The 12,581-nt window shown below is 59.7% G+C and carries 17 protein-coding genes; 16 read left to right on the top strand and 1 reads right to left on the bottom strand.

What is annotated here, in order from left to right:
• Position 1 precedes the first annotated feature (1 nt).
• The 16 genes from BLW24_RS12495 to BLW24_RS25945 all read left to right on the top strand — a co-directional run bounded on the left by BLW24_RS12495 (position 2) and on the right by BLW24_RS25945 (position 12,058).
• The gene (locus BLW24_RS12495; RefSeq protein ID WP_090381201.1) at positions 2 to 529 is read left to right on the top strand and encodes a DUF3486 family protein; all 528 of its coding nucleotides are present in this window, start codon (positions 2 to 4) and stop codon (positions 527 to 529) included.
• Position 530: 1 nt separating this feature from the next.
• Positions 531 to 2,198: a hypothetical protein gene (locus BLW24_RS12500; RefSeq protein ID WP_338062068.1), complete on the top strand. Its 1,668-nt coding sequence runs from the start codon at positions 531 to 533 to the stop codon at positions 2,196 to 2,198.
• A 23-nt stretch (positions 2,199 to 2,221) separates the two neighbouring features.
• On the top strand, positions 2,222 to 3,754 hold the full coding sequence (locus BLW24_RS12505; RefSeq protein ID WP_090381206.1) for a DUF935 domain-containing protein: 1,533 nt from the start codon (positions 2,222 to 2,224) through the stop codon (positions 3,752 to 3,754).
• Positions 3,754 to 4,926: a phage head morphogenesis protein gene (locus tag BLW24_RS12510; protein ID WP_090381211.1), complete on the top strand. Its 1,173-nt coding sequence runs from the start codon at positions 3,754 to 3,756 to the stop codon at positions 4,924 to 4,926. Before BLW24_RS12505 ends, BLW24_RS12510 begins: the two co-directional genes overlap by 1 nt.
• A 245-nt stretch (positions 4,927 to 5,171) precedes the next feature.
• Positions 5,172 to 6,041 carry a hypothetical protein gene (locus BLW24_RS12515; RefSeq protein WP_090381214.1) on the top strand — a complete coding sequence of 290 codons (870 nt, stop codon included), beginning with the start codon at positions 5,172 to 5,174 and terminating at the stop codon, positions 6,039 to 6,041.
• Positions 6,042 to 6,102: 61 nt separating this feature from the next.
• Entirely contained in the window at positions 6,103 to 6,801 is a 699-nt protein-coding gene (locus BLW24_RS12520; protein ID WP_090381217.1) for a hypothetical protein, read from the top strand.
• 154 nt (positions 6,802 to 6,955) lie between these two features.
• On the top strand, positions 6,956 to 7,672 hold the full coding sequence (locus BLW24_RS25595) for a hypothetical protein (RefSeq protein ID WP_139272664.1): 717 nt from the start codon (positions 6,956 to 6,958) through the stop codon (positions 7,670 to 7,672).
• 30 nt (positions 7,673 to 7,702) lie between these two features.
• The gene (locus tag BLW24_RS12530) at positions 7,703 to 8,767 is read left to right on the top strand and encodes a phage protease (RefSeq protein ID WP_090381227.1); all 1,065 of its coding nucleotides are present in this window, start codon (positions 7,703 to 7,705) and stop codon (positions 8,765 to 8,767) included.
• Positions 8,768 to 8,775: 8 nt separating this feature from the next.
• Entirely contained in the window at positions 8,776 to 9,174 is a 399-nt protein-coding gene (locus tag BLW24_RS12535) for a hypothetical protein (protein ID WP_090381233.1), read from the top strand.
• A 14-nt stretch (positions 9,175 to 9,188) separates the two neighbouring features.
• Entirely contained in the window at positions 9,189 to 10,097 is a 909-nt protein-coding gene (locus tag BLW24_RS12540; RefSeq protein ID WP_090381237.1) for a Mu-like prophage major head subunit gpT family protein, read from the top strand.
• A 12-nt stretch (positions 10,098 to 10,109) separates the two neighbouring features.
• Positions 10,110 to 10,469: an HI1506-related protein gene (locus BLW24_RS12545; protein WP_139272665.1), complete on the top strand. Its 360-nt coding sequence runs from the start codon at positions 10,110 to 10,112 to the stop codon at positions 10,467 to 10,469.
• A gap of 4 nt (positions 10,470 to 10,473) precedes the next feature.
• Positions 10,474 to 10,632, top strand: a complete 159-nt coding sequence (locus tag BLW24_RS25940; protein WP_167360363.1) for a hypothetical protein — start codon at positions 10,474 to 10,476, stop codon at positions 10,630 to 10,632.
• Entirely contained in the window at positions 10,632 to 10,889 is a 258-nt protein-coding gene (locus BLW24_RS25600) for a hypothetical protein (protein WP_139272666.1), read from the top strand. The genes BLW24_RS25940 and BLW24_RS25600 overlap by 1 nt, the downstream gene beginning before the upstream one ends.
• Complete coding sequence (locus BLW24_RS12550; protein ID WP_090381245.1) at positions 10,816 to 11,268, top strand: phage virion morphogenesis protein; 453 nt, start codon at positions 10,816 to 10,818, stop codon at positions 11,266 to 11,268. The genes BLW24_RS25600 and BLW24_RS12550 overlap by 74 nt, the downstream gene beginning before the upstream one ends.
• On the top strand, positions 11,268 to 11,855 hold the full coding sequence (locus BLW24_RS12555) for a phage protein Gp37 (protein WP_090381250.1): 588 nt from the start codon (positions 11,268 to 11,270) through the stop codon (positions 11,853 to 11,855). Before BLW24_RS12550 ends, BLW24_RS12555 begins: the two co-directional genes overlap by 1 nt.
• Positions 11,852 to 12,058, top strand: coding sequence for a DUF2635 domain-containing protein (locus BLW24_RS25945; RefSeq protein ID WP_167360364.1), 207 nt, complete (start codon positions 11,852 to 11,854; stop codon positions 12,056 to 12,058). Before BLW24_RS12555 ends, BLW24_RS25945 begins: the two co-directional genes overlap by 4 nt.
• Before the next feature lie 162 nt (positions 12,059 to 12,220).
• Here BLW24_RS25945 and BLW24_RS25950 read toward each other — a convergent pair whose 3' ends face one another.
• Complete coding sequence (locus BLW24_RS25950) at positions 12,221 to 12,574, bottom strand: hypothetical protein (protein WP_167360365.1); 354 nt, start codon at positions 12,572 to 12,574, stop codon at positions 12,221 to 12,223.
• Between the last annotated feature and the right edge of the window lie 7 nt (positions 12,575 to 12,581).

Here is a 12,581-nt window from a genome sequence, read left to right on the forward strand (position 1 = left end):
CATGCCGCCTAAAAGCAAGGTGCTGGCGCTCCCTCCCGAGGTAAAGGCGTGGCTTGACCAGGCGTTGATCGAGAACAATTTCAGCCAATACGAGCTGTTGTCCTCTGCCTTGGCTGAGCGTGGCCACAGCATCGGAAAGTCTGCGCTGCATGAGTATGGTCAGAACTTTGAAGGCCGGCTGGCTGCACTGAAGACTGCCAGTCAACAAGCAAAAGCAATGGTGGCCGCCGCTCCTGATGATGAAGGTGCGGTTAACGAGGCGCTAATGCGTCTGGTGCAAGAGCAAATCTTCAACAGCTTAATGGCCCAGGACGGCAAGGTCGACTTGGCCAAAACTGCCAAGGCAGTGGCCGAGTTGGGTCGTGCCTCCGTGGTGCAGAAGAAATGGCAGGCCGAACACCGCAAGGCAATCCGCGAGGAGTACGCCGCCGAAGCCGCCAAGGCTGTCAGCGAAGAACTGCGCGGCCAGGACGGTATGAGTGAGCAGCTCGAAAACCGTATTCGCGGCATCTTGATGGGCAGGGCCTAACGTGGCCATGCGCGCGTCCAGCGCCGACCTTGGCAAGGGCTTAAATGCTACCAGCGCCCCGCGAAAGATCGACCTGCAGGCTGAAATGGAGCTGCACGGCGTCGATGTTCCCCAGGAAATGATCGATGCCCAGCCGGCCAATGAGCCGGTTTTCCTCGGTTACCAGCAGCGCTGGTTCGAGGATGAATCACAGATCATGATCGCCGAGAAATCCAGGCGTACCGGTCTAACCTGGGCCGAGGCCGGGCGCAACGTGATGAACGGTGCCAAGCCTCGCCGTCGCGGGGGCTGTAACACCTTCTATGTGGGCAGCAAGCAGGAAATGGCGCTGGAATACATCGCCGCTTGCGCTCTGTTTGCCAAGGCATTCAATGAGCTGGCCGAGGCTGACGTTTACGAGCAGACCTTCTGGGACGACGGCAAGAAAGAAGAAATCCTCACTTATATGATCCGCTTCCCGAAGACGGGGCGGAAAATCCAGGCGCTTAGTTCACGGCCAAGCAACCTACGTGGCCTGCAGGGTGACGTGGTGATCGATGAGGCGGCCTTCCACGAATCCCTGGAAGAGCTGCTCAAGGCCGCGTTGGCGCTGACCATGTGGGGCAACAAGGTGCGCTTGATCAGCACCCACAATGGCGTGGACAACGCCTTCAACACTTACATCCAGGACGCTCGCGAGGGCCGCAAGGATTACAGCCTGCACCGCATCACCCTGGACGATGCCATAGCCGAGGGTCTGTACAGGCGCATCTGCTACGTCACTGGCCAAACCTGGTCGCCTGAGGCCGAAAAAGAGTGGCGCGACAAACTCTATAAGAACGCGCCGAACATCGAGAGCGCCGATGAGGAATACGGTTGTGTGCCGAAAAAGAGCGGCGGCAACTACCTGAGCCGCGTGTTGATCGAGCAGGCGATGGTTGCCGACCACTCGATACGCATCTACCGCTATGAAGCGCCGGCCGGCTTCGAGGGCTGGCCCCAGGGGCAGCGCGAGGCCGAGGTGCAGGCCTGGTGCGAAGAAAACCTACTGCCCGAGCTGGCCAGGCTAACCGATAGGAACCGCCACACATTTGGCGAAGACTTTGCCCGTAAAGGTGACCTCACCGTCTTCACGCCGCTTGCGGTGCTGCCCAATTTGCGCAAGCGGGTGTCGTTCCAGGTCGAGCTGCGCAACCTGACCTACGAGCAGCAACGCCAGGTGATGTTCTTTATATGTGACCGCCTGCCGCGCCTGAGTGGCCTGGCATTCGATGCCACGGGTAACGGCGGCTATTTGGCAGAACAAGCGGCGCTGAAATATGGCGCAGGCCTGGTCGATCAGGTGCAACTCAACCTCTCCTGGTATGCGCTCTGGATGCCAAAACTCAAAGGCGAGTTTGAAGCGTTCAACCTGGAACTGCCGCGCCATCAGACCACGCTCGATGACCTGCTCTCAATCAAGGTCGAGAAAGGCATACCCGTTATTGATAAGGGCCGCCAGAAAGACCTGGAGTTGCAAGGCGGCAAAGGCAAGCGCCATGGCGACAGCGCTATCTCACTGGTTATGGCAGTTCGCGCCACCTGGATACAGGGCGGCGAAATTGGATACACGCCCGCACCAACCCGTGCCGCCCGCTGGGCCGACAGCAACCGCGACGACCAGCCCGCTGGCTGGGCTGGTGCCTGGTAGGCACCCTTTAAGGAAAACACCCTATGGCAATCGTTGATATTCACGGCCGCCCCATCGAGCAGCAGGCCCTGCGCGAACAGCAAACCTCGCGCCTGGGTCAATTGCACGAAGAGTTCGCCGAACACCCCTCAAGTGGGCTAACGCCCCCGCGTCTGTCCGCGATACTCAAGGCGGCCGAGCAAGGCGATATAAAAGCGCAGTGCGAGCTGTTCCAGGACATGGAAGAGAAAGACGCCCACCTGCTGGCAGAGATCGGCAAGCGCCGCCGCGCTCTGACCACTGTCGATTGGTCGGTACTGCCGCCACGCAATCCGAGCAGTGCCGAACAGGCCGAGACCGACTGGCTGAATGAAGTCCTGCAGGACTTGCCTGACTTCGAGGATTTGCTCTTCGATATGCTCGATGGCATCGGCAAGGGCTTTTCTTGCATAGAGCTGGACTGGGCCATGTATGGCCGCGAGTGGATACCCAAGGCTTTCAATTATCGCGAGTCTTCCTGGTTCCAGCTCGACCGAGAAACTCGTACAGAACTACGCCTGCGCGATGGCAGCGAGAATGGTGAGGGCCTACAGCCCTTTGGCTGGATCATGCACCAGCACAAGGCGAAGTCTGGCTATGTAGCGCGCGGTGGTCTTTATCGGGTGCTGGCGTGGCCATACCTGTTCAAGAACTACGCCGTGCGTGACCTGGCGGAATTCCTGGAGATTTACGGCCTGCCTGTGCGCTTGGGCAAGTACCCAAGCGGCGCATCGCCTGAGGAAAAGGCCACCCTGTTGCGTGCTGTGGTCAACATCGGTCACAACGCGGCCGGTATCATCCCCAGCGGCATGGAGATTGACTTCAAAGACGCAGCCAATGGCCAGCATGATCCATTCGACTGGATGGTGCAGTGGGCTGAAAAGAGCATGTCCAAAGCAATCCTCGGCGGCACGCTGACCAGCCAGGCCGACGGCAAGAGCAGCACCAATGCCCTGGGCGCGGTGCATAACGAAGTACGCCACGACCTGCTCAAGAGCGATGCCAAACAAGTCGCAACCAGCCTGCGCCAATACCTGCTGTACCCGCTCCTGGTACTTAACAAGGGCGGCGACCGAGACCCGCGCCGCTTGCCTCGCTTCCAATTCGACCTGGTCGAAGCTGAAGACATGGCCACCTATGCAGAGGCGCTGCCAAACCTGGTTAATGCCGGCCTGCAAATCCCCGTCAACTGGGCGCATGAGAAGCTGCGTATTCCGCTGCCTAGCAAAGGTGATGCGGTACTTGGCACAACCAGCCAAGCGCAACCAGGTGCGGCGGCAACCCGCGTAGCTGCGTTGAAAACCCAGCCAGAGGCTGACCCACTGGACGATCTGGCCGACCAGCTGGCCAGCGAGTGGGAGCCAGTGGCCAACATGATGGCCCCGGTGCAGCAGTTGCTCGCCAGCTGTAAAACCCTGGAGGAATTCCGCGACCGCCTGCCCGAACTGGTGCCGCAGCTGGACGCCGCCCAGGTGGTTGAGCTGATCGCCAAGGGCTTGTTTGCCGGTACGCTGGCCGGCCGAACCGGTGCCGTCTAATGGTTGACCTGGTCCCGCTGCCACCCGAAGAGGCCGTGCAGTACTTCAGGCAAAAAGGCTTTGCGGTTGGCTTTGACTACCGCGACGTCTGGCAGGCCCAGCACCAGGCCGCATTTACTGTAGCCAAGGTCATGCAGCTCGATCTGCTGCAGGACATCCGCGCCGAGGTAGACAGGGCGTTGGCCGAGGGCACAACCCTGCGCGACTTCCAGCAGCGCCTCACTCCAACCCTGCAGGCCAAAGGCTGGTGGGGGCGTAAAGAGCAGCTCGATCCGTTGACCGGCAACACCCGCGAGGTACAACTGGGCAGCCCGCGCCGCCTGAAAATCATCTACGACACCAACCTGCGCACCGCCCATAGCGAGGGCCAGTGGGAGCGCATCCAGGCGCGCAAGGATGCTTTCCCGTATCTGGAGTACGACGGCAATAACTCCGAGAATCCGCGCCTTGATCATTCCGGGTGGGACGGCCTGACCCTGCCCGTTGATCACCCATTCTGGCAGGCGCACTTCCCGGTGAAAGATTACGGCTGTAAGTGCCGAGCCATACAACGCACGGGCCGGCAGGTTGAGCGCTCAGGCAAAACCATAGGCCCGGCTCCCAAGGTGCCAAGCGCGCCCTATGTGAACGCTCGCACGGGTGAAGTGCAGCAGATTCCGGCAGGCGTTCACCCATCTTTCCATTACCCACCAGGCGGCCGCCGTGCCGGGCTGGCTCGCCACCTGGTGGAAAAGCTGGACGGTGCACCGGCCAGCCTGGCCCGCGCCAGCATTGTTGACCTGGTAAGCGGCCCAGCGTTCTCGGAGTGGTACAGCAAACCAGCCGGCAGCTTTCCGTTGGCCTTTATTGGGCAAGCCGTGGCCGAGCGGCTTGGGGCCAAAACTCAGCTTGTGGCGCTGTCCGAGGACACGCTGGCCAAGCAACTGCGCAAGCACCCAGAAATCACCCAAGACGAATACACCATGGTGCAGACGGCCATTGACCGAGGCCGCGAGATCACCGACGCCGATGGCTCGTTGATCTACATCCTGGAAGAAGACGACGGATATGTAACGGTGCTGAAAGCGACCAAGACAGGCAAGGCAGTGTTTATGAGCAGCCTGCGCCGGCTGAGCAAGGACGCGGCAAAGCGCGATAGGGAGTTGCAGCGGTTGCTGCGAAAAGCGAAGTAGGCAGACGGTGGGGCCTCCCGCCCAGGCCGAAGCCTGGAAACCCCACATGGCCCTCCGCAGCAAGCTGCGTGGTACGGCCGGGAGAATGTCACCGTGTCACGTCTGACATCTCACTATAGCACCCAAGCCTCAGAGGAGCATGCAGCCAGCGAAAGGGGCACAGGTTATGTTTTGGTTGCGTGCCACTTTATAGCTTGTTATTTGTTGGCCTCGACGCTCAAAACGCCAAGAAAGGAAGGCCCGGTATGCCAACATTGAAAGCGGATTTTGTGAGCGATTGGCAGAGCTACCTCAGGGAATCGATGAGGGTTGCCTGGGGCGATCAGGTTGACGCAATTGCACCGAACAGTCTTCCGGGGCGTTTTTTCGATTCCCTCCGCAGGCGTATTTCGGCGGCCCCGCGGGCGCTGAACGTTTCCGACGTATTTAGCGTGCCTATTGGTTTCGAGCAGGGCTGGGCGACTTTTTCGGGAAAAATTTCTCAGGGTGGGGACCTGAATCCACACCTAAGCGGCGCGCACCAGTCGCTACTAAATCATGATGGCCTCCTTAATGACTGGGGTGTCCATCATTTTCACCTCGGGATAAAGCTCCAGGCGAAGAAACCTCATTTGATAGAACGTACTGGGCCAGTGGTAATCGCCTATGTAAACGCCAACACGTTCTACGCCATCGGTATCTATGACCATAAACCTGCCCCCTGGTCAAAGCTGGAAATTATTGAAGCGCTCCACCGCAATTGGCCGGAGGCTATAGAGCAATTCGTGGCTCATGGCGTCAGTGGCGCTGAACTCAGCGAGGAGCAACGGACCAATGCGCGTAAAAAAAACTACGCGGTTTTCGTCGAAGTATCAGACGGCACTGTTTATATGCCTACAGGCGGAGTCATAAGCGGGGCAGGTACTGAAATGCAAGCACAGCGCCAGGCAGACATATGGCATTCAGAAATTGAGAGACTGCAAAAGGATTGTGAAAATCAAATCACGGCTTTTACTGATATTTTGCAGCAGTTAGGCCATGAAGCCCAAGACAGCGTCAATGCACACTTGATATTTCTTGACGATGGCTATGCCCTTTCATTTCCCCAGTACGGTGAAGTTCTTAGGATAAAGTGAACGGCCTCTGTTGACTCAGCTTACCGCCCCTCAAATTTAGTACTCACTTTGGTGATTTTGCATGCAAGAGCGCCCACCTCAGGCCAATGAGTTCCTTGGCCTGATTAAATTCTTCCGTAACGAAGAGTTCCTGGACAAGCTGATTGCCGGGCGGATGCACTGCCAAACGCCTGAGACTTACCGCCTCAGTAAGATGGAAGGCGTATCGGACAGGGCAGAGAACTGCGTGCATTCCTGGCGCCCAACGCGCGGCGATTCGATCAATGAAGTGGTTATAAACGGCCACGCGATTCCCGCCCAGGACGTTGCCGCCATCACCATACACAACTGCGAACCCGAAGAGTCCTGGCTGCACTGCTGGTTCAGTCTGAGAATGCCAGGAGACTCGGAATCGGTGGAGTCGTTGAATAGTGATCTGAAACGGATGAAGGAACACTTCGGGGACCACTATGCATTTATTATCAACAAGGACCTTAGGCCGTTCCTGAGTCTGCTGCAGGATGTTTCCAGTAAGCGGGTCTGGGCCGGCGAGGTGGCATACACCGAGGACGTTACCCAGTGGGGCCTTAGCTGCAAATCCCCGGCCTATGCCTATCAGCGTGAATACCGCTTTGGCTTTGGGGCCTGCAGGATCAGCGCGGTTGAGCCTTATATATTCGATCACCCCGATGGCTTTGCGCACCTGATCCTCAAGAACCCAGAATTTGTTATGAAGAATGACCAGGACGGTAGCGTGTTGCTTGACCTTGGGGCGGTTTAACAGTGGTCGCCTAGAAGGCCGCTGGCTGCATTTTTACCTGGGGAGTGCTGTCGCTCTCGTGGTTGTGGTGGATCGATGCATCTAACGCCGGTCTAACGCCCTTGTAGGGTATTTCAGGCGCAGATTAGGGCGGGTGGAAATGAATGTGCAGAGAATGTGGCGCAAAGAAAGCCGCAAAAGAATCAAAAACCAATTTAGGTGTGAGCGGGTCAATCGAAATTGGCCACTCCATGCACAGCGAGTAATCGACGTTTTTAGAGAGGTTCAGGATAGGGGGCGCAACCATGGTGTGCGCTTGTTCGTGATTGACTCTGATGAAGGGTTTCGTCATTCGCATGACGAACTTGGATTACCGCTAGGGAAATTTCTGCTGGGTACGACTTACGTGGGGCTTCAGTTCGCGCCTCAAAGTACTGGAACCGGAGTTTTAGAGCGTACGGAGGAAGGCACTACAAGAACAATCACCGTGGAACGTGGCGCAAAGCTAATAGTGTGCCACTCCCCAGATCAAGGGCTGGTAGAGGTTCATTTTGAATCGCCAGTAATCGATGGAGAGAATGAGGAACAAGAGCCGCTGCTTTTTACACACACGTACAACACCGACGATATAACCCGTGATTGGGTAATGCGGCTTGTGCCTAGCTTCTTTACGTTTAATCGTGTTGAAAGCCTGCTTGATCACCCTAGTGTGCTCGACCGTATGCGCGTGCGCTGGTGGAAATTCACGGATGTCCGGAATCAGCGCGGTTATCTCGACAAACTTCAGCATGTGCTTACACCCTGGGAACTGCTTGTTATTGGGGCTACCGCCGCTCCTGTGCTGTGGCTCCTTAGTTGGCTATGGAAGGTACTGAACCCCTTCAATCTATAACCCCACCCTCATGCCGCCGAAACTGGCGGCATGAAGAAAAACGCCCCCACCCCAACAACCGCCATCGCCGCCTGTACCTTTGAGATACAGGCAGCGGGCGCGGCCATCCAGCTTTTCCCGGCCGGGGCCTTCAAGGCCCGCGATGGCCGCCCCAATGATGTAGCGACCGGGCACTGGCTCATGGACGCCACCATCGCCGCCCAGGTGATGGCCAAGGCCGCCGCCCGAGCTACTGACTTTGTCATCGACTACGAGCACCAGACGCTCAACAGCGAGAACAACGGCCTTCCCGCGCCTGCCGCTGGCTGGGTCAAGGGCATTGGGCTTGAGTGGCGCGATGGCCAGGGCCAGTTCTGTACCGAGCCTGATTGGACGGCCAAGGCCTCCAACTACATAGAGTCCCGCGAATACCGCTACCTAAGCCCGGTCTTCACCTACGACACCCGCACGGGTGCCGTCCTGGAGCTGCTGCATGTCGGCCTCACCAATTACCCCGCACTCGACGGCATGGAATCCCTGCCGGCGCGGGCGGCTGCGCGTTTCACCCTGGCCGACCCGGCCGCCCCATCTACAAAGGAGAACCACGGTGTGGATAAAGCCGCATTGATTGCACTGCTGGGCCTGTCCTCGGACGCCAGCGAAGAAGACATCCAAACCGCCCTCACTGGCCTCCAGGCCGACGCGGGCAAAGTCCAGGAACTGCAAACGGCTCTGGCCGCTGCCAAAAACCAAGCCGTTGACCCGGCCAAGTTCGTGGCCGTGGCCGTGGTTGAGGAATTGAAAGCGGACATCGTCGCGCTCAAGGCCACCCAGGTTGGTGGCGAAGTTGAAACCCTGGTGACTGCCGGCCTGGCCGATGGCCGCCTGCTACCAGCCCAGGAGTCCTGGGCGCGTGAGCTGGGCAAGAGCAACACCGCCGCGCTCAAAACCTACCTGGAGCAACCCCCCGCCATTGCCGCGCTCAAGGGTCAGCAGACCCGTGAACGTAAGGTAGAAACCCCGACCACTGTCGACCAGTTGGACGCCGAGGCCCAGGCGGTATGCAAAGCCATGGGCACTGATCCGGCCGACTACCTCGCCACCCTGAAAGCCTAGGAGCCCACATGACAGCTCTTAACCGTGACCGCAACACAGCCTTGAAAACCGCCCAGATCATCGGCGTGCCCGCCGCAGCTAATGCCAAGGTCTATGCCGGTGCCATCGTGGTCGCTAACGCCGCAGGCTTTGGCGCGCCTGGTAGCACGGCAACCACGCTGACCTACCTCGGCCGCGCCGAAGAGTCGGTGGATAACACGGGTGGTGCCAACGGTGCCGCTCAAATCCTGGTGCGCCGACTCTGTGCGTTCAAGTGGGCCAATGACGGCTCTATCACCCAGGCCCACCAGGGCAAAACCGCCTACATCGTTGACGACCAAACCCTGGCCGCCACCGATGGCACCGGCACCCGCTCGGCCGCTGGCCGCATCGTCGGCATCGAGTCCGACGGCGTCTGGATCGAATAAGGAGATACCTGAATATGCTTATCAACAAGGCAAGTCTTACCGCCGTGTTCATTTCGTTGAAGACGAGCTTCAACAAAGCCTTCACGTCGGCCCCAAGCACCTGGCAGAAGATCGCCATGGAGGTTCCGTCCAACAGCGGACAGAACGATTACACCTGGTTGAGCAACTTTCCGAAGATGCGCCGCTGGATCGGGGTCAAGGTTGTCAAGGCCCTGGAAGCCTACAAGTATGTGGTGGCCAACGAAGACTTCGAGGCCACAGTGGAAGTCGACCGCAACCACATCGAAGACGACCAGCTGGGCATCTACCTGCCCCAAGCTCAGATGGCCGGCTTCTCGGCCGCGCAATTGCCGGATGAGCTGGTGTATGAAGCGGTCAACGGTGGCTTTACCAAGCTCTGCTATGACGGCCAGTACTTCTTCGACACCGACCACCCGGTGGGCAACGCCTCGGTTAGCAACAAGATCACGGCGGTGCTTTCCAACGCCAGCCTAGCCGCTGCACAAGCCGGCTATGGCCTGGCGCGTACCGGCATGAAGAAGTTCAAGGACGAAGAAGGCCGCTCCCTGAACATCACGCCCACCGTGCTGGTGGTTGGCCCAGCCCTGGAAGACATCGCCAAAGCGCTACTGACCAACGCCAAGTTGGCCGACGACAAGCCTAACCCTTATGTGGGTACGGCTGAGCTGCTGGTCGATGGCCGTATCGAGTCCGACACCGCCTGGTTCCTCCTGGATACCAGCAAGCCGGTCAAACCGTTCGTGTACCAGCCGCGCAAGAAGCCGGTGTTTGTCTCGCAGACCAACCCCGAAGCCGAGGACGTGTTCAACCTGAAGAAGTACAAGTTCGGCGCAGAAGCACGCGCTGCAGCGGGTTACGGCTTCTGGCAGCTCGCCTTTGGTTCCACCGGCACTGGCGCATAAGGGGGCACTGTCATGAGTAAACTAGCCACCCCTAAGCCGGCTGCAAAACCGGCAGGCACCAAGCCAGCGGCCAAGTCGAAAACTCCCAATATGGTTGACGGCATCTTTGTCCGCAGCCTGCCGGAGCGTTTCCGCCGCGCTGGCTTCGACTTCAACCGTGAAGGCTTCGGCCTGATCCTGGCTGACCTGAGCAAAGAGCAGCTCAAGGCAATCGAAGGCGAGCCCATGCTCAGCGTGCAGCACGTCGAGATTCCGGCCACGGCCGCTGACGATGCCGCCTTGGCTGACCTGGCGGACGATGAAACCGACAGTGCCAAAGGTGGTGCAAATACGCCGCCTGCCAGCACTGAAACACCACCGCCTGCGGTGTAAGGCCATGGAATACGCCAAGGCCGAGCTGCAGCGCTCTGCAGAAATCGCCGAACACAACGCGCCCATCAGCGCGGCCGAGGGCAACCACGCCCAGGCCGCGCTGCAGGAAGCCGTTGCCCATGATTGCCGCGAGGCCATCACCCAACTGGAGGAAAGCGCCTGATGTACGCCAGCGCCGTTCAACTACTCGCCCGCTATAGCGCCGATGAAATCGCCCAGCGCGCCGATGCCAGCATTCCGCCCCTGGTTTATGGCGAACTGCTGACCAAGGCCGCCATGGGTGCTGATCTGTCGGACTACAGCGCCGAGGAACAGGCCGCCGCTGGTGCAGCGCCTGTTCAAGGCCATGCAGCAGATGGGGGCCAACCCCCAGCCGCTGCTCCAGGACATTGCCTTCCTGGGCGAGAACAGCACCCGTGAGCGTTTTAGCACCCAGGTCGGCCCGGACGGCCAGCGCTGGAAGCCAAGCCTGCGGGCGCAGTTGAACGGCGGCAAAACCCTGACCAAGGACGGCCACCTGGGCGACTCCATCACCAGCCGCGCTGACAAGAGCGCAGCTGAGTGGGGCACCAACCGCATCTACGCAGCTATCCACCAGTTTGGCGGCGTGATCAAAGCCAAGGCTGGCGGCTACCTGCGCTTTGCAATTCCGGGCGTTGGCCACGTCAGCAAACGCCAGGTCACCATCGACGCCCGGCCTTACCTAGGCCTGTCTGCAGAAGATGAGCAGGACATTCTCGCCCTGGTCAGCGACCACATCAGCAACCTGGTGCGCCGTAATGCACCTGGGAGGGCCTGATGCTCGGTGACCTGGAAAGCGAACTGATCGCACTGATCAAGGACAGCCCGTTAGGCAAGAGGTTAAAGACCGTCGACAGCCTGCCGGACACCCCAGACAAGGACGTTATCAAGCGCTGGGGCCTGGACGCCCCGGCGGCCTACTTGGTCGCCATGGACGGCTCTATTACCCAGGCCATTGCCACCCCGCAGTTTGTGGTGGTGCTAGTGGCCCGTAACGCCCGTGGCCACCAGGCCGAGCGGCGCGGCGACGGCAAAGCCGTCGGCCTGTACGAAATGATCGAGGCCTGCATAGCCGAACTGCACGGCGGACAGACCGACAGTGCCAGCTGGCAAGTCACCCGTTACCAGTTTCAGCAGGAAGCCGAGCTACGCAACCAGGGCTTATGCGCCGCCCTGGTGCTGATCCAGGCCGATGTCGACCCGCCACAGAAAGACAGCGTGAACCTGGGCGACTTCCTGGAGTTCCACGCGGATTACGACCTGGAGCCACTCACCCCGAGCGAGCGCCAGCGCTGGCTGGACGAAAACCACGACGCACCCGCGCCGGACATGCAATCGCACATCAACCCGCAGGAGGGTACATGAGCAAACCCGTCTACCTGGTTCCCGTAGGGGAACTCCTGGTGCGCCACCCGCAGGGCGGCTACCTCCCGGCCGAGGGCGACCACGTTGTCCTGGATATCTACTGGCGTCGCCGAATGGCGGACAAGTCCGTGGTCAAGGGCACCCCGCCAAAAACCGTAACCGCCAAGCCAGCTGCTGAAAAACCAGCGGCCGCCAAGGAGTAACCCATGGCTGAGAATGTGAGCTTTAACGAAGTCCCGGACAACATCCGGGTGCCGGGTATCTACCTGGAAATTGACCCGAGCAAGGCCGCTGGCGGCGGTACTGTCATGGAGTGCCGCTTGCTCCTGGTTGGCCAGCGCTTGGCCGCAGGTATTGTGGCCCCGCTAACTCCAGTGCGCCTGGGTAGCCAGGCCGCAGACCAGGCGGCTCAAGCCTTTGGCCAGGGCAGTATGCTGCATGGCATGGCCGCTGCAGCCCGCAAGGCCAACGACTATGTCGATATCTGGGCCATCGCCCTGGACGATGACGAAGCGGGCCAGGAAGCAACCGGCAAGGTCACCTTGACGGGCGCTCCAACAGCCAGCGGCACACTCAATCTGTACATCGGCGGCGTCCTGGTGCGTATCGGTGTAGTGGCTGGCGATGCGGTCAGCGCCCTGGCAACGCAGCCTGGCTGCAGCAATCAACGCCACAGCCGGGCTGCCAGTATCGGCAACGGCGCTATCGGGCGAAGTCACCCTGGCG

The sequence above is a fragment of the Pseudomonas anguilliseptica genome (assembly GCF_900105355.1).
Taxonomy (GTDB): domain Bacteria; phylum Pseudomonadota; class Gammaproteobacteria; order Pseudomonadales; family Pseudomonadaceae; genus Aquipseudomonas; species Aquipseudomonas anguilliseptica.

What these genes read in the sequence shown, in the direction of transcription:
- BLW24_RS25595 (WP_139272664.1), top strand. Translation starts at nt 6,956, where the DNA reads ATGTGGCGCAAAGAAAGCCGCAAAAGAATCAAAAACCAATTTAGGTGT.
- BLW24_RS12535 (WP_090381233.1), top strand. Translation starts at nt 8,776, where the DNA reads ATGACAGCTCTTAACCGTGACCGCAACACAGCCTTGAAAACCGCCCAG.
- BLW24_RS12540 (WP_090381237.1), top strand. Translation starts at nt 9,189, where the DNA reads ATGCTTATCAACAAGGCAAGTCTTACCGCCGTGTTCATTTCGTTGAAG.
- BLW24_RS12555 (WP_090381250.1), top strand. Translation starts at nt 11,268, where the DNA reads ATGCTCGGTGACCTGGAAAGCGAACTGATCGCACTGATCAAGGACAGC.
- BLW24_RS12495 (WP_090381201.1), top strand. Translation starts at nt 2, where the DNA reads ATGCCGCCTAAAAGCAAGGTGCTGGCGCTCCCTCCCGAGGTAAAGGCG.
- BLW24_RS12520 (WP_090381217.1), top strand. Translation starts at nt 6,103, where the DNA reads ATGCAAGAGCGCCCACCTCAGGCCAATGAGTTCCTTGGCCTGATTAAA.
- BLW24_RS25945 (WP_167360364.1), top strand. Translation starts at nt 11,852, where the DNA reads ATGAGCAAACCCGTCTACCTGGTTCCCGTAGGGGAACTCCTGGTGCGC.
- BLW24_RS25940 (WP_167360363.1), top strand. Translation starts at nt 10,474, where the DNA reads ATGGAATACGCCAAGGCCGAGCTGCAGCGCTCTGCAGAAATCGCCGAA.
- BLW24_RS12505 (WP_090381206.1), top strand. Translation starts at nt 2,222, where the DNA reads ATGGCAATCGTTGATATTCACGGCCGCCCCATCGAGCAGCAGGCCCTG.
- BLW24_RS25600 (WP_139272666.1), top strand. Translation starts at nt 10,632, where the DNA reads ATGTACGCCAGCGCCGTTCAACTACTCGCCCGCTATAGCGCCGATGAA.
- BLW24_RS12545 (WP_139272665.1), top strand. Translation starts at nt 10,110, where the DNA reads ATGAGTAAACTAGCCACCCCTAAGCCGGCTGCAAAACCGGCAGGCACC.
- BLW24_RS12515 (WP_090381214.1), top strand. Translation starts at nt 5,172, where the DNA reads ATGCCAACATTGAAAGCGGATTTTGTGAGCGATTGGCAGAGCTACCTC.
- BLW24_RS12550 (WP_090381245.1), top strand. Translation starts at nt 10,816, where the DNA reads ATGCAGCAGATGGGGGCCAACCCCCAGCCGCTGCTCCAGGACATTGCC.
- BLW24_RS12510 (WP_090381211.1), top strand. Translation starts at nt 3,754, where the DNA reads ATGGTTGACCTGGTCCCGCTGCCACCCGAAGAGGCCGTGCAGTACTTC.
- BLW24_RS12530 (WP_090381227.1), top strand. Translation starts at nt 7,703, where the DNA reads ATGAAGAAAAACGCCCCCACCCCAACAACCGCCATCGCCGCCTGTACC.